This window comes from Bacillus sp. ABA4_010 (assembly GCF_056159105.1).
The window spans coordinates 222,936-243,238 of sequence record NZ_JBSWUN010000003.1 but is presented as its reverse complement, the minus strand read 5'-3'; the positions used below and the strand labels follow the sequence as shown (position 1 = coordinate 243,238).

Here is a 20,303-nt window from a genome sequence, read left to right as displayed (position 1 = left end):
GTTACACAAACATAGCGATATTGTCTAAAAACAGTTTATCATTTTTTGTGCTACAAAAAATAGGGGAAGTGAATTTTTTATGTTTATTAAGTTAACGCACATTCGCTATTAATAGATTAAATGGTCCCCTCACCAACTTCACAAATCATTCATACAATACTCTAGGCAAATTTCACGAAGAAAGGACAAGATAGCATGAAAAAACGGTTTAATTCGTACAAATTTCAACGGTGGACCCGCCATGCCAGTGCTGTTTTCGCTCAATTTATTATCCCTCTTACTCTTTTTCAAACGGTGAGAACCGTTTTTTTCCCGACAACCTTTGATGTACTTCTTTTAACCTTACTGATTATTTTAGCTGCCGCCATTTATTTAGAATGGGTATAGACATAAAAAAACAAGCCATATACATAACAAACGTTACGTATTGGCTTGCGCTTGTGCTGCCTGTTCGGCAGCTGCTTTTTTTGTTGCTCTGCTTGCATAATTCGTGTGAGTAGCTGTTCAATGTTTTTCATCTGCCAATAAGCAGCCGTTAACATTTGAACATGTTTCATTTCCTTTTGAGCGGACCGCTCATTTCGGTAACGATCGACCGTCCTAACGAGAAGTTCTGGAAAGGCTAAATAACTATATAGCAAAAGCAGTTCTTCCTCGGTTAAAGGAAACCGCTGTTCATATGTCGTAAACCATTCATAGCTTTCATAGCTTTGAATCGGATATGTTTTAAATGCGCGGAAATAAAACGATATCACATCATAAATAGGCGATGCTTCCCGTGCTTGCTCAAAATTAATAAAATAGCCATTTCCGCTTTCATCATAGATAAAGTGTTTCGCAGACAGCTTGCCATGAATGGTCACAAGACGTGCCTTTTCTTTTTCTTTCATTATTTCATACCAATCATCAAGTTTAGTTCGAGCAAACTCTAACGCCTGTGCGCACTCATGATACACAAGACAAAAATACAATTCAAACGGCGACATGTAAATTTTCTTTTCACATTGCTCCACATATTTTTCTAAATCGTCCGTTCGGTCTTTCCACTGTTTCGTCAATAAATCATAATGCTTCGTTACATCTTCTTGTTTTAATTCTGATTCATGCAATGTCAAAGAATGAAGATCCGCCAGCTCCTGAAAAAGCTTATGGTAACGGCTATCCCGTTCTTCCTTTGGCTCATTCGGCAGCCAAGGCATCACATAATACGCATCCGCCCCATCATAAACGATGTATTCCCCATCATATGTGCGATAAGGACGAACCATTTTCATGAACCCTTTTTGAGAAAGGATTCCCATCGTTTGAATGAAATGAGCTCCTTGCTTTGAAGAACGAGCCAGCTTTTTTAATGCAAATACACCTTTATCTGTGTATACCTTCTTAATCTTTCCATAATCCTCCACAAAATCTACCTGAAAACGATACGGATACAATAATTCTTGGTACTGAACGTTTTTGTCGTGGCTCACGCTCTTTCCCTCATTTTATAAAAGTCTATAAAAAACCGAGCAGGCAAAAGAAAAGACTGCCCGGCGGTTGATGCAAATTTGTCTATCAATGTTTCGAACTAACAGGAATGTTTAAAACGGTTCCCTCGGATAAATCATAATCATCGTCAATGTTATTGACTCGAAGCAAATTTTGTACGTTTGTATGATAGCGCTCTGCAATCTGCTCAAGTGAATCGCCATTTTGTACAATGCACATTTTCAAGCGAGAAAAATCCTCTTCGTCATGTTTCGAAAATAGCTGTGTCAAATAGAGCGCATTTTCTTTCCGGACAGGCTTTTCCTTCTCTTCTTCGGAGTCAGAGCTTTGAACAGCCGCTACATACTGCTCTTTCGCTTCTTCTCTTTGCTCTGCTTCTACCTGTTCTTCTGCCCATAAAGGAATAATGTTTTTCGCCCTTAGCTCAAACGTCGGAACAGAAGCCTCCTCCTCCACCTGCTCTTTCTTTACTTCCACTTCAAATGGTTCATATACCTCATCATCTGTGGAAGCATCTACTTCACTGCCATCAAAATGAGACGTTACGTCCCCAGGTGACAATCGGTAAATGTTTTGTTCCGTTTGCTGTTCCTCGCTCAATGGAGTCAACTCTGCGAGCGGTTCTTCTTCCTCTGGCGCTTCTTCCTCATATCGGTATAGAGGTTCAAGTTCCTTTCCTTCCGACTCGTCTGTTTGTTGCATAATAGGCACTTCCTGTTCTTCCTCTTCAAAAAGTTCTACTTCTGCTTCTTCCTGCTCTTCCTCTTCTACACGAGCTACACTTTGCTGCTCACCATATAAACCTGTAATAGAAAGATCGGCTGTTAAATTTAAATTGCCTTGTGCCGGGAAATCATAGTCAAACATATCCACCGACACATAAACATCGTCCATATTTTGAATCCGATTTTTCGGTATCGTAATATCAAGCGGAAATTGATGCTGGAATTGCGATATTCCGTCTTCTTCTCGAAACAGTACCTCATGTACTTGTTTGCCATTCGTATATTCACGTAAAGATTGCTCTTCATCATTACTTTGAACCATTTCATATTCACCTGTTAATCGCAAGGCCCCACGGATGGACACGTATTGTTCATTTTCCTGGATGGAGATATTTGGATCTAATGAAATCGATAATAACTCGCTCACTTCCTGTCCTTTTTGGAACCAAATCGATTCTTCGATTGAAAAACGTAAGCATGATAGATTGTCCTGTGTCAACTCCTACTCCTCCTTTCAAAACATCTGTCAATTGTCGATGTCATTAAAACGTATGAGCTTTGTTCTTTAATTATGTATATATTTTATGAAAATCGCGCGAGCATTCGGACAACACGAAAAAGAGCTCCCATCATTTTCGGCTATGAACCAAAAAGATAGGAGCTCTTTTTTACGCCATTTTCGAAGGATAAAGGAGTTCCATTGATAAGGTTTCTCTTCATCCTCGACCGATGGTTAGTTAACTTATCGAGTTGTTAACCTTTAATAACTGCAAACGCCTTATCAGCCGCTTCAATCGTTTTTTCAATATCTTCATCACTGTGAGCAGTAGATAAGAACAGCCCTTCAAACTGGGATGGCGGCAAGAACACGCCATTGTTCGCCATTTCACGGTAGTATGTTCCAAAATAATCTAAGTTCGATGTTTTCGCTTTTTCATAATTGATCACATCTTCATTCGTGAAGAAGAAGCCAATCATGGAACCTGCTCGATTAATCGTATGAGGGATATCATACTTCGCCGCAGCTGCCTGCAATCCCTCTTGAAGACGATCAGCTTTTCGTCCAAACTCCTCGTAGGAAGAAGGCGTTAATTGAATAAGCGTTTCATAGCCCGCTGTCATCGCCAATGGATTTCCAGACAGCGTACCTGCTTGATAAATCGGCCCGCTCGGAGCAATTTGTTCCATAATTTCTGCCTTACCGCCATATGCTCCGACAGGAAGACCTCCGCCAATCACTTTTCCAAGACATGTTAAGTCAGGCGTTACCCCAAAGTATCCTTGTGCACATTGATAGTCCACACGGAAACCTGTCATGACCTCATCAAAAATAAGAACCGTCCCGTATTGTTCGGTAATGCTGCGCAATCCTTCAAGGAAACCAGGTTGTGGTGGAACAACCCCCATGTTTCCGGCAACCGGCTCAACGATGACACCAGCAATGTCTTCTCCGAATTGTTCAAAGGCGAATTTAACACTTTCCAGGTCATTGTAAGGAACCGTAATCGTATTTTGCGCCACACCCTCCGGAACACCTGGGCTGTCAGGTAATCCTAATGTTGCCACACCAGAGCCTGCCTTAATTAGCAATGAATCCCCGTGGCCGTGATAGCACCCTTCAAATTTTAAAATTTTATTTCGGCCCGTATAGCCGCGAGCAAGACGAAGTGCACTCATCGTCGCTTCTGTACCGGAGCTCACCATACGCACAACCTCAATAGAAGGAACACGTTCAATAACAAGCTTTGCCAATTCATTTTCGCTAATCGTTGGTGCTCCAAAGCTTGTACCGGACTCAGTTACTTTTTTGATAGCTTCGACTACGCGATCATTCGCATGACCATGAATAAGCGGTCCCCAAGAAAGGACGTAATCAATATATTCATTTCCGTCAATGTCATAAATTTTAGCGCCTTTTCCTCGCTCCATAAAAATCGGGTCCATTTTCACCGATTTAAACGCACGAACAGGGCTGTTTACTCCGCCGGGCATTAACTGTTTTGCTTCAAGAAAAGCTGCTTTTGATTTTTCATAGCTTCGCATGATAATCCCCCTTATGTATAATTATTGCTGCTCCGATAACCACCGGGCTACATCTTTTGCGTGATACGTAATAATTAAATCGACTCCTGCACGTTTCATGCCTGTTAACAATTCCATTACGATGCCTTTTTCATCAATCCAGCCGTTGGCCGTTGCTGCTTTCACCATCGCATACTCTCCACTCACATTGTACGCCACAAGTGGAAGGTTAAAATGGTTTTTGACATCACGCATAATGTCCATATAAGACATAGCTGGTTTTACAATGAGGAAATCTGCGCCTTCCGCAACGTCTGATTCTGCTTCACGAAGCGCTTCTAAACGGTTCGCCGGGTCCATTTGATACGTTTTACGATCCCCAAATTGCGGTGCGGATTCAGCTGCATCACGAAATGGACCGTAAAAAGCAGACGCATATTTCACCGCATACGACATAATGGGAATATGCTCAAAGCCCGCTTCATCTAAACCGTGGCGAATAGCCGTAACGAAGCCGTCCATCATATTCGATGGAGCAATAATATCCGCTCCTGCTTGTGCCTGGCTGACTGCTGTTTTCGCCAATAAATCAAGGGATGGATCGTTAAGTACTTGTTCCCCTTCAATCACGCCGCAATGGCCATGGCTTGTATATTCGCATAAGCATGTATCGGCAATAACAATCAAATCCGGATAATGCTCTTTAATTCGTCGAGTTGCTTCCTGCACAATTCCGTGGTCATGATAAGCACCAGAACCAACTTCATCCTTATCATTCGGAACACCGAATACGATAACAGACTTAATTCCAAGCTCCACGACTTCCTTCATTTCTTCTGGGATGACATCAAGTGAGATTTGATCCACTCCGGGCATAGACTTCACCGGATTACGCTTATTTTCACCTTCCACCACAAAAATCGGGTAAATTAAATCTTCCTTATGTAAAAAAGTTTCACGCACAAGCGCCCGCATATTAGCAGATTGACGCAAACGGCGGTGACGAGTAAATTGTAAATCTTTCATTCTCTTTCCTCCTTTTCTTCCTGCCAAACGGAAAAATGATCAATTAACACGTCTATCATACCATTTATCGTATATTGAGAGGGAACAAGATACTCTCTCATTCCGAAGGATTCCGCGGTGGCTGCCGTAATGGGACCAATGCATATAATAGGGCAATTTTCCAACAACTGTTGCCAAGGCAAGTCTTCCACCATCTCCATAAAGAAGGTAACCGTTGATGAGCTCGTAAACGTGATCGCATCAAGCTCACCGTTCATTAACAGCTCCCTTAGCGGCTGTTTCGCTTGGGCATTTGGAACAGTCACATAAGCAATGAGTTCTTCTGCTTCATACCCTTGCTCTACTAGTCCATCTTTAATAACGGTACGCCCTAAGTTCCCACGTACAATCAACACCTTATCAGTTGACTGAAGACGCGGCAAAAGGGATTGAAGCAAATTTTCCGCTACATATTCTTCCGGTATGACAGACGCTTCTAATCCATATTTCCGAAGTTCCTGTTCCGTTTTTTTACCGACAATTGCTATCTTTAGTGTACGCAAAATGTGAGGATTTATCTTATATTTTTCCATTAGTTGCATAAAAAAGAAGAGACCATTTTGACTTGTAAAGACTAGCCATTGAAAATTAGCTAACTCATACAGCGCTTTCAGCTGTTCTTTTTCCACAATCGGCTCAAATGTAAGCAACGGGCTTTCAATAGGGATTCCTCCCCTATCAGCAATTTGCTTTGAAAACAACGAAGCTTGTCTCGCACCTCGTGTTACTAAAATTTTCTTTAAAAAAAGAGGAGCGTTGCCACTCATCACTTGTCAAGCTCCTCTTTTACACTCTCAATCAATTGTTTCGCGCCTCGCTCGGATAAACGTCTTGCCGCTTCATGTCCAAGTTCGATGGGATTCGTTCCCGTTACTTGCTCTTTATAAATAATAGAACCATCTGGAGCGCCTACTAACACCGTTAACTCTACTTCCTGTTCATCTAGTAACCGTGCATATCCGGCAATCGGCACTTGGCATCCGCCCTCCATCTTATGAAGGAAAGCACGTTCTGCCTGGACGGCTTTATTTGTTGAGCTGTCATTCAAGTGAGCTAATAATTGCAACAAATCGTGATCGTCTTCTCGACACTCAATAGACAATGCACCTTGCCCTACTGCTGGAACACTTAATTCAGGGTCCAAATATTCCGTGACAATGTCCTTTGACCAACCCATACGAGCAAGACCAGCTGCTGCTAAAATAATGGCATCATAGTCTTCTGTTTTCAGCTTTTCAAGACGCGTATCAATATTACCTCGAATCCATTTCACTGTTAAGTCCGGGCGCTTCGCTAAAAGTTGGGCACTCCGACGCAAGCTGCTCGTTCCGATAACAGCTCCGCTTGGAAGTTCATCCAAAGTCTCCCCGTTTTTTGAAATTAACACATCACGATGGTCTTCACGTGGCGGAATGCACCCAACGACTAAGCCGTCAGGTAAAACAGCCGGCATATCTTTCATACTGTGAACAGCCATATCAATTTCCTGATCCAGCATCGCTTGCTCAATTTCTTTTACAAACAACCCTTTCCCCCCTACTTTAGAAAGGGTGACGTTTAAAATTTCATCTCCTTTTGTTACAATTTCTTTCACTTCAAATTCATAAGGAAGACCTGTTTTTTTCAATTGATCGATAACCCAATTTGTTTGAGTCATCGCTAACTTACTACGGCGTGAACCGACAATAATTTTCCGCATGCATTTCACCTCATCATGAATACCAAATATGAAAATTTGAAAGACTTCCAAATAGGAAAAAGTTTATGAGCACCACTAAAAAAAGAGCGATGTTCCAAATAGCTGTAGACTTTCCTTGCAGTCCTTTTCCTACACGAATATATAAATAGACGCTATACACTAATAAGACAAAGAAAGAGCCTAATACTTTCGCGTCATACCACTGAAAAGTGGGAATTTTAATCGAAGCCCATATAACTCCAAGAAGCAAAGATAATAAGAGCATCGGAACACCAATCATATTGGAGACGTAAGACATATGGTCAAGCTTCGTTAAATCTTGAATCCGAAGCAAACGTTTCCCCCATTTCTTCTTTTTCAGCAAATTGTATTGAATTAAATACAAAGTGGAAAAGACAAACGAAATGGAAAATGCCCCGTACGACAAAATCGCCATGGTAATATGAATAATAAGCAGCTCGGATACAAGCATTTCTGCTTCCACGGTCGATTGATGCTGAACAGGCGTAAACGTGTGCAACGCCATAATAAAAAAGCCAATCACATTGGCAAAAAAGACAATAAAATCAACCCTCAACAGACGGTTGATGATCAATGAAAGGGTAATCAGTACCCACGTATAGAAATAAAGTCCCTCAAAAAGGGTCAAAATTGGGAATCGGCCTGTTTCATACATTCTTAAGCAAAGAAAGGCCGTTTGTAAAATCCATACAATAGCAAGTAACCAGAAGGCCGCTTGATTCGCCTTCCGGTTATTGTGCAGAAAATCGATGAAATATAGCAACACACTAAAAGCATATAACACAACGGTTAGCTCATAAATACGCGTCAAGTTGAAATCAATCATCGAGAAAGTCTCCTCTCCTTATGATTGATAACTGGCTTTGTGGACTGATGGTGCAACTCCTGCCTTTTCCACTTGTATTTGCTCTGTTGCTGCCTCTTCAATATCAAAAATCTTCATGAATAATTGCAACGATTCTTCCGCATTCGGTTCAGCAGCAAGCTCTTTCACACGCAAAATCGGATCACGGAGAAGCTGGTTAATAATACTTTTCGTATGCTTGCTCAACACTTTTCGATCACGTTCCGATAAATGCGGTAATTTACGTTCAATGCTTTCCATCGTGTCAGCTTGAACAGCAAGCGCCTTTTGGCGGAGAGCTGAAATAATTGGGACAACTCCAAGCGTACCCAACCACTGTTTGAAATCGACAATTTCCCCTTCAATCATGATTTCAATTTGTTCAGCTGCTTTTTGGCGTTCTTGAAGATTTGCTTGGACAATGCCTTCTAAATCATCAATATCATATAAAAAGACACTTTCCAGTTCCGCAAGCGCTGGATCAAGATCACGTGGGACAGCAATATCTACCATAAACAGTGGACGCCCCTTTCTAAGGCGCTCCACTTCTTGTACCATTTGCTTTGTAATGACAAAGTCTTTTGCACCTGTTGAACTAATTAAGATGTCTGCTTCAACTAAAGCACATTGAAGCTCTGATAGCCGCTTTGCTTGACCTGAGAAGCGATTCGCTAATTCCTGCGCTTTTTCAAATGTACGATTGACGACCGTGACTTTTTTCGCACCGCTGCCATATAAATTTTGGACAGCTAATTCCCCCATTTTGCCGGCACCTAAAATCAGTACCTCTGTTGATGACAAATCCCCTAAAATTTTCTTCGCTAGTTCAACAGCAGCATAACTGACAGAAACCGCATTTGAACCGATTTCTGTTTCATGATGGGCACGCTTCGCCAAAGTGACCGCTTGTTTAAATAACTGATTGAAAACGGTACCAATCGTTTGTTTTTCTTGCGCTAATAAAAAGCTTGAACGAACCTGTCCTAAGATTTGTGTTTCACCTAATACCATTGAATCAAGACCGCACGCCACTCGATACAAATGTTCGACTGCTGCATCGCCTTCAAAGATTCGCAAAAATGGTGAAAACTCTTCTTTATCTATTTGAAACCATTCAGATAAGAAAGCTTTAACATAATAGCGTCCTGTATGCACTTGATCTACGACCGCGTAAATTTCCGTACGGTTGCACGTAGAAACAATGATGTTTTCGAGGATGCTTTTTTGATTTTTCAAAGCTGTCATAGCAGACACTAATTCATTCTCATTGAAGCTAAGCTTCTCACGAATTTCAACAGGGGCTGTTCTATAGTTTACGCCTACTGCGATAATGTGCATTTGCTCGTTACCCCCTCATCCAATGAAAAATAACTGATGATACCTACACCATTATACCATGTTTCTGTCTATTTCTTCTAAAAAAATGTGAACAGTATTTGAAAACATATGGTAAGATTATGTCTAGAAAAACGGAGCAAGCTCGTCTCTATCCATGAGATTATCTCGCTCTTAACCGTCGCATCGGCCCACCTGTTTTAATAGGGGACAGAACCGTAACTTACTAACATGTTCATAGCCTCAATGCCCTATTTATACCAAAAATGAAAGTAACAATCAAGTTTCCCGTACATAACTTCAGGAGGTCATCCATGAAAAAGCAAACCGTCTTCTTTGGCATTATGTTTGTAGGTTTTTCGTTTTTCCTTTTGATGAACCGCTTTCCATTTCCCTTATTTGCAAAGTTGCACTCTTGGCCTACACTACTTCTTTTAGTCGGAATCGCGATGATTGTACAGGCATACAGAGCGTATGATTTTCAGCAATTATTGCCTGGCATGCTTTTGCTTACATTAGGCATTCATTTTCACGCTGTCTCGCTTTTTTCCTTTTGGCCGAAGCATATCGGGATGGTATTATTCATGATTGCACTCAGCTTTTTGCTTAGCTCAAGGAAAAATCACGCGAACCTTCTTCAAGGAATTTTCTTATTCATCTTTTCAATGGTCATGATGTTTTCCGATCGCCTTCGAACTTGGACTGCACTTTTCGAGCAGCATTTTAGTTACGTTTGGAAATTTTGGCCACTCCTTTTGTTAATGATTGGATTATACTTATTATTTTTTAAACGGAAGTAAACTATTCGATACATAGAGAAAAAGGAGATGAATCGACTCATTCATCTCCTTTTTCATTCACTTTAAATGCCTGCAAACTTTCGAATAGCGCCCCACGCCTTGTCTTTTCCTTCACCTGTTTCTGAAGAGAAAAGAATGAGTTCATCGCCTTTTTCTAGGTCCAGTGTGTCTTTTGTAACCTTTAAATGCTTTTGCCATTTCCCTTTCGGAATTTTATCCGCTTTTGTTGCGATGATAATGGCAGGAATGTCGTAATGCTTTAAAAAGTTATACATCATTACATCATCATTTGTTGGTGGATGGCGCAAATCTACAATAAGCACAACCGCTTTAAGGGCTTCTCTTGTTGTGAAATACGTTTCAATCATCTTCCCCCATGCTTCGCGCTCTTTTTTGGAGACTTTCGCATACCCATATCCTGGTACATCCACGAAATGAAGGTCTTCGTTAATTAAATAAAAATTCAATGTTTGCGTTTTTCCAGGCTTTGATGATGTTCTAGCTAAGTTTTTGCGATTCAGCAATTTATTGATGAATGAAGATTTTCCAACATTCGATCTTCCTGCCAACGCAATTTCAGGTAAATTTCCTTCCGGATATTGATCAGGCTTAACTGCACTAATCACGATTTCTGCATTTTGTACTTTCATTTTGACTCCTCTGCAATCGCGTGTTTTAACACCTCATCCAAATGGGAAACGAGGACAATTGTTAAATCTTCACGCACACTTTCTGGTATATCTTCAATATCCTTTTCATTGTCTCTCGGAATGAGGATCTTTGTCAATCCCGCACGATGAGCACTTAATGATTTCTCTTTAAGTCCACCGATTGGAAGCACTCGTCCTCGCAACGTAATTTCACCTGTCATCCCTACTTCTTTACGGACCGGTTTGTTCGTTAACGCAGAGATTAGTGCAGTGGCAATCGTAATACCTGCTGATGGGCCGTCTTTCGGCACAGCACCTTCTGGGACATGGATATGGATATCATTTTTTTCATGGAAATTCTCTTCAATGTTCAACTCTTTCGAACGGGAACGAATATAACTGAAAGCCGCCTGTGCAGATTCCTTCATGACATCTCCAAGTTTTCCAGTTAGAACGAGCTTGCCCTTACCTGGCGTGACACTTACTTCAATAGCAAGCGTATCGCCGCCTACTGTCGTATAAGCAAGACCTGTTGCGACCCCAATTTGGTCCTCCAACTCTGCTTGGCCATAGCGGAATCTCGGTTTCCCTAAAAATTCTTCTACATTCTTTTCCGTTAACACAACCCGCTTCTTCTCACCTGATACGATGATTTTAGCGGCTTTACGGCAAATGGAGGCAATTTCACGCTCTAAGCTACGCACCCCTGCTTCTCGTGTATATAAACGAATAATAGCAAGAAAAGCATCATCCCGAATTTGAAGATGGGATTTTTGCAATCCATGGTTTTGAAGCTGGCGCATAAACAAATGACGTTTGGCAATTTCAAGCTTTTCAATCTCTGTGTATCCAGCAATATTAATAATTTCCATTCGGTCACGTAAAGGACCTGGAATGGTTGCTAAATTGTTAGCTGTAGCAATGAACATTACTTTCGATAAATCATACGTTTCCTCGATGTAATGATCACTGAAATTATGATTTTGTTCTGGATCGAGTACTTCTAGCATTGCTGAAGACGGGTCACCGCGGAAATCACTCGACATCTTATCTATTTCATCCAACAAGAACACAGGATTGATGGTCTCTGCCTTCTTCATTCCTTGAATAATTCGTCCAGGCATAGCTCCGACATATGTCCGGCGATGTCCACGAATTTCTGATTCATCACGAACTCCACCTAAAGAAATGCGGACAAAGTTGCGGTTCATCGATGTCGCGATTGAGCGGGCTAAAGATGTTTTCCCTACACCTGGAGGTCCTGCTAAGCAAAGAATCGGACCTTTTAACGATTTGGTTAGCTGTTGGACTGCCAAATATTCCAATACTCGCTCTTTTACTTTTTCTAATCCATAATGTTCATCATTTAAAATCTTCTCTGCCCGATGGATATCGAGTATATCTTCCGTTGCTTTCGTCCAAGGTAACGCAATAAGCCATTCGACATAGTTACGAATTACGGAGCTTTCGGCTGAACTTGCCGGTATTTTTTCATAGCGTTCAAGTTCTTTTAAAGCGGCCTTTTCAACGTGTTCCGGCATGCCTGCAGCTTCGATTTTCTCTTTAAGCGCCGCAACCTCACCCGTTTTGCCTTCTTTGTCACCAAGCTCTTTTTGAATCGCCTTCATTTGCTCACGCAAATAGTACTCTTTTTGCGTGCGCTCCATTGATTTTTTTACGCGCTGGCCAATCTTTTTCTCAAGCTGCAGCACTTCTTTTTCGTTTTGGATATATGTAATGACTGCATGCAATCGCTCTTTTACATCAAACGTCTCTAAAATGGCTTGCTTCTCACTTACCTTTATTGGCAAATGCGACGCCACCAAATCGGCCAAACGCCCTGGTTCTTCAATATCGGCCACAGAAGAGAATGTTTCAGCTGACACTTTTTTAGACAGCTTAATATATTGATCAAAATAATCCAAAAGCGTCCTCATAAAAGCTTTATCTTCTGCATCAGCTTCATAGTTTTCTGAATACGACTCGACATTTACAACATATACTTCATCTTTTTGAGCAAATGAAACAAGCTTTGCACGATTTAGTCCCTCTACTAAGACGCGAATAGTTCCATTTGGAAGTTTTAACATTTGTTTAATTTTCGCCAATGTTCCAACACGGTATAAATCTTCTTCTTTCGGATCATCCACTGCCATATCCTGTTGAGTTACTAGAAAAACATGGTGGTCTTCCACCATTGCTCTTTCCAGTGCTTGGACAGATTTATCTCGGCCAACATCGAGGTGAAGCACCATTGTTGGGTAAACTAACAAGCCTCTTAGCGGCAGGAGGGGAACGATTATCTCTTTAGGATTCGCCATTACACGAACACCTCCAATAAATTAATCAAGTGAATTATCAAATCTTTTTACAATTCTATCTCATTTATATAGTAATGTCTAATACATAGGTCTTTAGAACACTTTCCTTATATTTATCCCTTTATTTCCCTTCACGTCCATAAACAGCTGGAGCGTTTATTTCAAAACAATAGTTGAAAAATCCTTTCTTAGTTTAAACGTTTTCCATCCATTCTAGTGAATGTCTTGGAAATCATTTATTACCAACGTTTAGTTACACAACAAAGGTGCCGGAAAAAGAGTAACATTCTTTCCCGACACCTTGCTTATCATGTATGAACTGCTCAAAGTTTATAACTCGTAACAAGAAGGAAACGCTCATCAGTTAGAACTTCCTGCCAATTAATACAAAATAACCTTTCCGTTCCCAGCAACTGCTTACCTTTATACGTATGTTCCCCTTACAATGACTCGGTTGCGGAAAAAGAAGAAGTGTCCTTCAAATCTAAAATGTTGGATTCATTTAATACCAATGAGGTTGCCAACACTTCATCTAGATGAGTGACAGGAATTAGTTGAATTCCTTCAATTTCTTTCACAAGTGCATTCACATTTTCCTTAGGAACGATGACCATCTGAGCACCAGCTTGTTTAGCTGCCTTCACTTTCGGTACAACACCGCCAATCGGCTTTACATGCCCATGCAGTCCAATTTCTCCTGTCATAGACACAATATTTTTGATAGGAATTTTATAGATAGCTGAATAAATTCCGGTCGCCATGGCAATACCTGCAGATGGTCCGTCAATGGGAACTCCACCCGGAAAATTCACATGAATATCATACTCATGTGCCGGGACTTCCATTGACCGAAGCACGGTCACCACATTCTCGATGGAACTGCGGGCCATACTTTTACGGCGAATTGATTTACTTCTATCGCCAATGCTTTCTTCTTCCACAATCCCGGTAATGGTAATGCTTCCTTTGTCTTTCGCCGGAATCGCCGTTACTTCAATTTCGAGCAGCGCTCCCGTATTTGGTCCATAAACAGCAAGACCATTCACAATTCCTACGGTCGCTTCCTCTTTGATCATCGGTTCATGGCGCGGACTTAACTGACTGGAATGGATAATCCACTCAATTTCCTCATCTTTAATTTCATGGCGGTTCGCTGAGATAGCTAGTCCTGCTGCAATTTGAACCATATTGACCATTTCTCGTCCATTTTTAGCATATCCCGCCAATAGAGATAACCCCTGGTCAGAAATTTTCATTTTGACTTTTTCTGCTGCAATTTTAGCTACAGAAACCATTTCTTCTCGGTCTAGTTCACGAAAAAACACTTCGAGACAGCGAGAACGAATCGCCGGAGGAATTTCATTTGGCGTTCTTGTTGTAGCACCAATTAGCCGAAAGTCAGCTGGTAAGCCATTTTGAAAAATATCATGGATATGAGTCGGAATTTGGTTATTTTCCTCACTATAATAAGCACTTTCTAAAAAGACTTTCCGATCTTCTAATACTTTAAGCATTTTATTCATTTGAATGGGGTGTAATTCCCCAATTTCATCAATAAACAAAATACCTCCATGTGCATCTGTTACTGCCCCTTGCTTTGGTTGAGGAATACCAGCTTGTCCCATCGCTCCTGCCCCTTGATAAATAGGATCGTGAACCGAACCAATAAGCGGGTCCGCAATTCCTCTTTCATCAAAACGAGCAGTTGTCGCATCAAGTTCAATAAAGACAGCAGATGATTTAAACGGCGATTTCGCATTCTTTTTCGCTTCTTCCATAACGAGTCGCGCTGCTGCTGTTTTCCCTACACCAGGGGGGCCATAAATAATTACATGCTGGGGATTCGGTCCACAAAGCGCTGCCTTTAAGGAACGAATTCCATCTTCTTGTCCGACAATGTCATCAAAGCTTTTCGGTCTCACCTTTTCGGCAAGCGGCTCTGTTAGTGTGATGGAGCGTAATTTTCGTAAGTGTTCCATTTCTTTTTTCGATTCACGGTCAATGGATACTTTTTGAGTGCGTTGATTTCGCAACAAATTCCAAAAATATAGACCGATCACAATTCCGAAAAAAAGTTGTATTACAATAACGATGTTAGTCCAACTCATACACATCCTCCTGCATTCTTTGATGTAATTATATGCTAGTATCTCCTTGCATAAGTTGGAATAAACCGTTTTCAACATAAAAAATAAGCCTCTAATAGAAAAAACAGACAATAAAAAAACGGAGCAAACAAATGAATTGTTCACTCCGCACACCTTCCACTTCGGAAATAGGCAACTGCCTAAAGGTGAAGTATCGTTTTGTACAAAAAACGTCTTAACATTACGCAGATGTTTTGCTACCTGCTTCAACTGTCGAACCGTCTTCTAATAAAAGACGCGGCGCTGATTGTTTCGCAACAGTATCACCCGTGATGATACATTTCGCAATATCTGCACGAGATGGTAGTTCAAACATCACATCAAGCATAATTCCTTCAATGATGGAACGAAGACCACGTGCTCCCGTTTTACGTTCAATCGCTTTTTTCGCGATTTCCACGAGCGCTTCCTGCTCAAATTCCAATTCCACTTCATCAAGATCCAGCATTTTTTGATACTGCTTTACGAGGGCATTTTTTGGTTTTGTTAAAATTTCAACCAATGCTTCCTCATCAAGCTGTTCAAGACTTGCAATGACTGGTAAACGGCCGATGAATTCTGGAATCAATCCAAATTTCAGCAAATCTTCAGGCAATACTTTTGTTAAAAGTTCTTTTTGAGATAAATCATCTTGCTTCGCTTCAGAGCCAAAGCCAATGACTTTTTTCCCTAAGCGACGTTTAATGATTTGTTCGATACCGTCAAACGCTCCACCGCAAATGAATAGGATGTTCGTTGTATCAATTTGAATAAATTCTTGATGAGGATGTTTTCTTCCGCCTTGTGGAGGAACACTTGCAACTGTACCTTCCAAGATTTTTAATAAAGCTTGCTGTACACCTTCACCCGATACATCTCTTGTAATCGATGGGTTTTCGGATTTACGCGCCACTTTATCAATTTCATCAATATAAATGATTCCTTTTTCAGCCTTTTCGACATCATAGTCCGCAGCTTGAATCAATTTTAATAAAATATTCTCAACATCTTCTCCAACATATCCTGCTTCAGTTAATGATGTAGCATCAGCAATAGCAAACGGTACATTTAAAATACGCGCAAGAGTTTGAGCTAATAATGTTTTCCCGCTTCCAGTTGGTCCAATCATCGCGATGTTACTTTTGGAAAGCTCAACATCATCAATCTTACTGTTGGAATTAATGCGTTTGTAATGGTTATATACTGCAACGGACAATGCTCTTTTAGCAGCACTTTGCCCAATGACATATTCATCTAAAATTTCACAAATTTCTTTTGGCTTCGGAACGTCCTTAAACTCTACTTCTTCTTCAGAGCCTAATTCTTCCTCAACGATTTCTGTACATAACTCGATACATTCATCGCAAATATAGACACCTGGTCCAGCCACTAATTTACGAACTTGATCTTGTGTTTTACCACAGAACGAACACTTAAGTTGTCCTTTTTCATCATTAAACTTAAACATAATTTCACCCCTTGTAGTTTTTCATTTTTCGGAGTCTTTTCCCATCCATTTTGATTAGAGAAAGCCAATAGAATGAAAGGTCTTTGAAGCTAATAAGCCTTTTGGGCCTGACAGGGTTCTCTCTGTTGTCCCTTTTTGCGCTTTCCATTAATTTGGGTATATAAAATCATGTGTTCTTATTACCCTGCAAATATTTCATGCTTCCCATTCCAATTTGAGTAAGAAAAGTATTGTATTGCATTTTACCATAAGTGAAAAAGAAATGGGTACTAAAACGTTTTTATGTACAAAAATTCTCCACCGACAAGGCTTCGCGCTAAATGATTATGTAATTCGATGCTTCATTCTACAAGGCTTTTTTGTCTAATAATGGATTGTGATGTGTATAAAACAAGGCACGATCAAGTCGCGCCTTGTTCTTACTTATTATTATGCAACAGTTTTGCTGTTTTCTACAAGAAAATCGATTGCTTTACGAATTTTAAGGTCTTCTTTTAATCCGTCAACGCTAACCATACCTTTGATGTTTTCCACAGGAATGTTGTACATTTCAGCCATTTGAGCTAATTCTGCTTCTGCTTCTTCATCAGATACTTCAAGGTTTTCAGCTTTTGCGATTGCTTCAAGCGTTAAGTTGATTTTCACGCGCTTTTCAGCATCTGGACGCATTTGGTCACGAAGAAGTTTTTCATCTTGACCAGAGAATTGGTAGTATAACTCAAGGTTTAAACCTTGCATTTGAAGACGTTGTTCAAACTCTTGCATCATGCGGTCGCTTTCTGTGTTGAACATTGCTTCAGGAATTTCTACTTCTGCGTTGTCAGCCGCTTTTTCTACAACTGCATCACGAACAGCGTTTTCTGACTCGTTTGTTTTCTCTGTTTGTAAACGCTCTTGAATTTTCGCTTTTAACGCATCAAGAGTTTCTACTTCTTCGTCTACATCCTTTGCAAACTCATCGTCTAAAGCTGGAAGTTCTTTAGTTTTAACTTCATGTACTTTTGTTTTGAATACAGCTGGTTTACCTGCTAAATCTTCTGCATGATACTCTTCTGGGAATGTTACTTCCACTTCTTTTTCTGCTCCAGCTTCTAAACCTACTAATTGATCTTCAAACCCTGGAATGAATGTGCCAGAACCGATTTCTAAAGAGTAGTTTTCACCTTTGCCGCCTTCGAATGCTTCACCATCTACGAAACCTTCGAAATCGATGATTGCCATGTCGCCTTGCTCGATTTTGCCTTCTTTTACAACTAACTCTGCATTACGCTCTTGAAGAGATTTTAACTCTGCTTCTACGTCTGCTTCTGTTACAGTTGTATCTAGTTTCTCCACTTCTAAGCCTTTGTAATCACCTAATTTTACTTCAGGTTTTACTGTTACTTTCGCAGTGAATACAACATTTTGACCTTCTTCGATTGTTTCGATATCGATTTCTGGACGATCAACAGGCTCGATGCCAGTTTCTTCAACAGCTTTGCTGTAAGCTTCTGGTAAAATGATATCTAATGCATCTTGGTATAAAGATTCTACACCGAAACGTTTTTCGAACATTGCACGAGGCATTTTTCCTTTACGGAATCCAGGAACGTTCACTTGTTTTACAACTTTTTGGAACGCTTTATCTAATGCTTCGTTAAATTGAGCAGCTTCAACTTCTACTGTTAAAACTCCTTGGTTACCTTCTTGTTTTTCCCATTTTGCAGACATGTATGTTTCCCTCCAAAGCATGGTTTTTAAATTATAGTAGTTTTGAACAGATAATGAATCTACCTTGTCCATCATCTATCTCATTCCCCACCTGTATGTAGGAAAGATGGTAAACTTCGAACGCTTATGAGACGACATGAAAATTAACATGTTGTTCATCTTCGTTTCTGTCAAAGTCTACTTTCTTGCTTACGCAAATATGCATTATGCAACCATTATATTATACCATACAACTCTATCGTTGCAACTAAACGACGGTTTTTAAATGCTAGAAAATTCTTCAATTTCCTTTACTGTTTCAATTGCTTCGATTATTTTTTGCTCATGGACTTCATATAAACTCATTATATATTCTATTGAAGTTTCCAATCCTTGCATTTCCATAGACACATAATGAATAGCGCCAGCCCATAAGGCAGCATCGAGCGGTTCGGGCATAAACGGAAACAGGACAAACAAATGACGGTGCCAAATTTCTTGCGTTAACTTCAGCAACGTCGGGTTTAGTTGTCCGATATGATATTCGAGTGTTTCTTCTACTTCCCGCACGAAAGAGTGATGCGCAACAGAGCGCAAATACGCTGCATCGACTCGCAATGTACGATGAAATTTGACCACTTCTTCCGTTCCATCCATACCTTCCGCCATCAGCCATTGAGCCGTCAACGTTTTAATAATAGGATGAATACTGTCCTCTTTTAAAATCTTTCGGTACAACGAAACATATCTCTTTACATTTGCACCTTTTAATGAGTTAATCGTTTCAATCTGCTCACCAATCGAAGCATCCCAAAAGTTTTCCCATCTCGCCGCTTCAAACTCCCCAGATGTATCGTCAGCGCTGGCTCTTGCTTTAAAAAATTCAAGCAATTTATAAAAATGCTCCGCATGTTCCACAGGCAGCCGCTGCTCCTGAATAATCGCAGAAAGCGTATCATAACCTTCGTTATAATCCCCAGCTTGAATCATGACCATCAAGTACACTTGCAAAATATGATAGTAATCCCCAATTCCTTCACGCAACATGTCTTTGCAATGTTCTTTCGCTTCTTGCAACTCGCCTAGTTCAAATAAGCACATGACGAGCCCAATGAGGAGCTCTGGGTTTTCATTATCCATTTCCACTGCTTGACGAAAAAGAGGAAGAGCTTCGTGGTACCGTTTCTCTTCCATTAAAAATGTCGCCTTTTCAATGACCCGTCTCTTTAAATTCGGGAACACCACTACTTTCCCTGTATTTTTATGGCTCATTTGTTTTCCTCGCTTCACATCCATTTGATTTTCAGTTTAGCAAGGAACAGCACCAAAGACAAGATAAGCGGACACCTTTACAACATCTTCACAAATACTACTATATAAATTGAAGAGAGAATCAGCTGACAAAACAAAAATCACGCGGTCGTCACCGTACGTGATTTTTGTTTTGTTCAAACTCTATTCATTTGTGTTCATATGCTGAAATAGCTGCGTCCAATGACAACGTGTAATCAATTTCATCCCAGCCGTTTAACAGCATGTTTTTCCAGTGACCATTAATGTCAAAGCTTTGTCGGAAGCCTTTAGAATCTGTGACCGTTTGCTCACGCAAATCAATTGTGCATTCATAGTCCACTTCCTTAGCCTGCTCTAATAAATATTCTACATCTTCCATAGGTAATGTAATAGGAAGCACACCATTTTTCAAACAGTTTTGATGAAAAATGTCTGCAAATGACGGAGCAATAACTGCTTTAAAACCATAGTCCATAAGAGCCCAAGGTGCATGCTCGCGAGAAGAACCACAGCCGAAGTTTTGATTCGCGACTAAAATCGTTGCTCCACTGTTTTCCGGATAATTCAGTTCAAACTCTGGATTTGGCGTCCCATCTTGATTATAGCGCCAGTCAAAAAACAAAAACTGACCAAAACCGCTTCGCTCAATCCGCTTTAAAAATTGCTTCGGGATAATTTGATCTGTATCAATATTGGATCTGTTTAAACCTGCTGCTTTTCCTGTATGCGTTGTAAATGGATTCATCGGCCCATC

Annotated in this window: 17 protein-coding genes; 2 read left to right on the top strand and 15 right to left on the bottom strand. The window is 40.5% G+C overall.

Features of this window, described 5'->3' with window-relative positions; translation table 11 throughout:
* Window positions 1-195: 195 nt before the first annotated feature.
* Window positions 196-387 (top strand): hypothetical protein, encoded by a 192-nt coding sequence (locus ACXAEO_RS02375; RefSeq protein WP_474877517.1) that lies wholly within the window; start codon window positions 196-198, stop codon window positions 385-387.
* Here the strand turns inward: ACXAEO_RS02375 and ysxE are convergent.
* The 8 genes from ysxE to hemA form a co-directional block, all read right to left on the bottom strand.
* Window positions 369-1,472 carry a spore coat protein YsxE gene (gene ysxE / locus ACXAEO_RS02370; RefSeq protein ID WP_474877515.1) on the bottom strand — a complete coding sequence of 368 codons (1,104 nt, stop codon included), beginning with the start codon at window positions 1,470-1,472 and terminating at the stop codon, window positions 369-371. The genes ACXAEO_RS02375 and ysxE overlap by 19 nt on opposite strands.
* An 85-nt stretch (window positions 1,473-1,557) precedes the next feature.
* Complete coding sequence (spoVID, locus tag ACXAEO_RS02365; protein WP_474877513.1) at window positions 1,558-2,715, bottom strand: stage VI sporulation protein D; 1,158 nt, start codon at window positions 2,713-2,715, stop codon at window positions 1,558-1,560.
* Between the two features lie 254 nt (window positions 2,716-2,969).
* Window positions 2,970-4,259 carry a glutamate-1-semialdehyde 2,1-aminomutase gene (gene hemL / locus ACXAEO_RS02360; protein WP_474877510.1) on the bottom strand — a complete coding sequence of 430 codons (1,290 nt, stop codon included), beginning with the start codon at window positions 4,257-4,259 and terminating at the stop codon, window positions 2,970-2,972.
* A 21-nt stretch (window positions 4,260-4,280) separates the two neighbouring features.
* Window positions 4,281-5,264 (bottom strand): porphobilinogen synthase, encoded by a 984-nt coding sequence (gene hemB / locus ACXAEO_RS02355; protein ID WP_474877508.1) that lies wholly within the window; start codon window positions 5,262-5,264, stop codon window positions 4,281-4,283.
* A complete protein-coding gene (locus ACXAEO_RS02350) occupies window positions 5,261-6,070 on the bottom strand; it encodes a uroporphyrinogen-III synthase (protein ID WP_474883919.1) in 810 nt (269 codons plus the stop codon). Before ACXAEO_RS02350 ends, hemB begins: the two co-directional genes overlap by 4 nt.
* Window positions 6,070-7,002, bottom strand: coding sequence for a hydroxymethylbilane synthase (gene hemC / locus ACXAEO_RS02345; RefSeq protein WP_474877506.1), 933 nt, complete (start codon window positions 7,000-7,002; stop codon window positions 6,070-6,072). Before hemC ends, ACXAEO_RS02350 begins: the two co-directional genes overlap by 1 nt.
* A 13-nt stretch (window positions 7,003-7,015) precedes the next feature.
* The gene (locus tag ACXAEO_RS02340; protein ID WP_474877503.1) at window positions 7,016-7,849 is read right to left on the bottom strand and encodes a cytochrome C assembly family protein; all 834 of its coding nucleotides are present in this window, start codon (window positions 7,847-7,849) and stop codon (window positions 7,016-7,018) included.
* 18 nt (window positions 7,850-7,867) lie between these two features.
* Window positions 7,868-9,205 (bottom strand): glutamyl-tRNA reductase, encoded by a 1,338-nt coding sequence (gene hemA, locus ACXAEO_RS02335; RefSeq protein ID WP_474877500.1) that lies wholly within the window; start codon window positions 9,203-9,205, stop codon window positions 7,868-7,870.
* 311 nt (window positions 9,206-9,516) lie between these two features.
* Between hemA and ACXAEO_RS02330 the strand changes: the two genes are divergently transcribed.
* Window positions 9,517-10,002, top strand: a complete 486-nt coding sequence (locus tag ACXAEO_RS02330; protein ID WP_474877498.1) for a LiaF transmembrane domain-containing protein — start codon at window positions 9,517-9,519, stop codon at window positions 10,000-10,002.
* A gap of 62 nt (window positions 10,003-10,064) precedes the next feature.
* Here the strand turns inward: ACXAEO_RS02330 and yihA are convergent, their stop codons facing one another.
* The 7 genes from yihA to leuD all read right to left on the bottom strand — a co-directional run bounded on the left by yihA (window position 10,065) and on the right by leuD (window position 20,294).
* On the bottom strand, window positions 10,065-10,652 hold the full coding sequence (yihA, locus tag ACXAEO_RS02325; RefSeq protein ID WP_474877496.1) for a ribosome biogenesis GTP-binding protein YihA/YsxC: 588 nt from the start codon (window positions 10,650-10,652) through the stop codon (window positions 10,065-10,067).
* A complete protein-coding gene (gene lon / locus ACXAEO_RS02320; protein WP_474877494.1) occupies window positions 10,649-12,973 on the bottom strand; it encodes an endopeptidase La in 2,325 nt (774 codons plus the stop codon). The genes yihA and lon overlap by 4 nt, the downstream gene beginning before the upstream one ends.
* Window positions 12,974-13,413: 440 nt before the next feature.
* Window positions 13,414-15,081, bottom strand: a complete 1,668-nt coding sequence (gene lonB, locus ACXAEO_RS02315; protein WP_474877492.1) for an ATP-dependent protease LonB — start codon at window positions 15,079-15,081, stop codon at window positions 13,414-13,416.
* A 220-nt stretch (window positions 15,082-15,301) separates the two neighbouring features.
* The gene (gene clpX, locus ACXAEO_RS02310; RefSeq protein ID WP_474877490.1) at window positions 15,302-16,567 is read right to left on the bottom strand and encodes an ATP-dependent protease ATP-binding subunit ClpX; all 1,266 of its coding nucleotides are present in this window, start codon (window positions 16,565-16,567) and stop codon (window positions 15,302-15,304) included.
* Window positions 16,568-16,996: 429 nt separating this feature from the next.
* Entirely contained in the window at window positions 16,997-18,277 is a 1,281-nt protein-coding gene (gene tig / locus ACXAEO_RS02305; protein WP_474877487.1) for a trigger factor, read from the bottom strand.
* Window positions 18,278-18,538: 261 nt separating this feature from the next.
* The gene (locus ACXAEO_RS02300) at window positions 18,539-19,528 is read right to left on the bottom strand and encodes a tetratricopeptide repeat protein (RefSeq protein ID WP_474877484.1); all 990 of its coding nucleotides are present in this window, start codon (window positions 19,526-19,528) and stop codon (window positions 18,539-18,541) included.
* Window positions 19,529-19,715: 187 nt separating this feature from the next.
* Entirely contained in the window at window positions 19,716-20,294 is a 579-nt protein-coding gene (gene leuD / locus ACXAEO_RS02295; protein ID WP_474877481.1) for a 3-isopropylmalate dehydratase small subunit, read from the bottom strand.
* Between the last annotated feature and the right edge of the window lie 9 nt (window positions 20,295-20,303).

What these genes read in the sequence shown, in the direction of transcription:
- ACXAEO_RS02375 (WP_474877517.1), top strand. Translation starts at nt 196, where the DNA reads ATGAAAAAACGGTTTAATTCGTACAAATTTCAACGGTGGACCCGCCAT.
- hemL (WP_474877510.1), bottom strand. Translation starts at nt 4,259, where the DNA reads ATGCGAAGCTATGAAAAATCAAAAGCAGCTTTTCTTGAAGCAAAACAG.
- hemB (WP_474877508.1), bottom strand. Translation starts at nt 5,264, where the DNA reads ATGAAAGATTTACAATTTACTCGTCACCGCCGTTTGCGTCAATCTGCT.
- ACXAEO_RS02350 (WP_474883919.1), bottom strand. Translation starts at nt 6,070, where the DNA reads ATGAGTGGCAACGCTCCTCTTTTTTTAAAGAAAATTTTAGTAACACGA.
- hemC (WP_474877506.1), bottom strand. Translation starts at nt 7,002, where the DNA reads ATGCGGAAAATTATTGTCGGTTCACGCCGTAGTAAGTTAGCGATGACT.
- ACXAEO_RS02340 (WP_474877503.1), bottom strand. Translation starts at nt 7,849, where the DNA reads ATGATTGATTTCAACTTGACGCGTATTTATGAGCTAACCGTTGTGTTA.
- hemA (WP_474877500.1), bottom strand. Translation starts at nt 9,205, where the DNA reads ATGCACATTATCGCAGTAGGCGTAAACTATAGAACAGCCCCTGTTGAA.
- ACXAEO_RS02330 (WP_474877498.1), top strand. Translation starts at nt 9,517, where the DNA reads ATGAAAAAGCAAACCGTCTTCTTTGGCATTATGTTTGTAGGTTTTTCG.
- yihA (WP_474877496.1), bottom strand. Translation starts at nt 10,652, where the DNA reads ATGAAAGTACAAAATGCAGAAATCGTGATTAGTGCAGTTAAGCCTGAT.
- lon (WP_474877494.1), bottom strand. Translation starts at nt 12,973, where the DNA reads ATGGCGAATCCTAAAGAGATAATCGTTCCCCTCCTGCCGCTAAGAGGC.
- lonB (WP_474877492.1), bottom strand. Translation starts at nt 15,081, where the DNA reads ATGAGTTGGACTAACATCGTTATTGTAATACAACTTTTTTTCGGAATT.
- clpX (WP_474877490.1), bottom strand. Translation starts at nt 16,567, where the DNA reads ATGTTTAAGTTTAATGATGAAAAAGGACAACTTAAGTGTTCGTTCTGT.
- tig (WP_474877487.1), bottom strand. Translation starts at nt 18,277, where the DNA reads ATGTCTGCAAAATGGGAAAAACAAGAAGGTAACCAAGGAGTTTTAACA.
- ACXAEO_RS02300 (WP_474877484.1), bottom strand. Translation starts at nt 19,528, where the DNA reads ATGAGCCATAAAAATACAGGGAAAGTAGTGGTGTTCCCGAATTTAAAG.
- leuD (WP_474877481.1), bottom strand. Translation starts at nt 20,294, where the DNA reads ATGAATCCATTTACAACGCATACAGGAAAAGCAGCAGGTTTAAACAGA.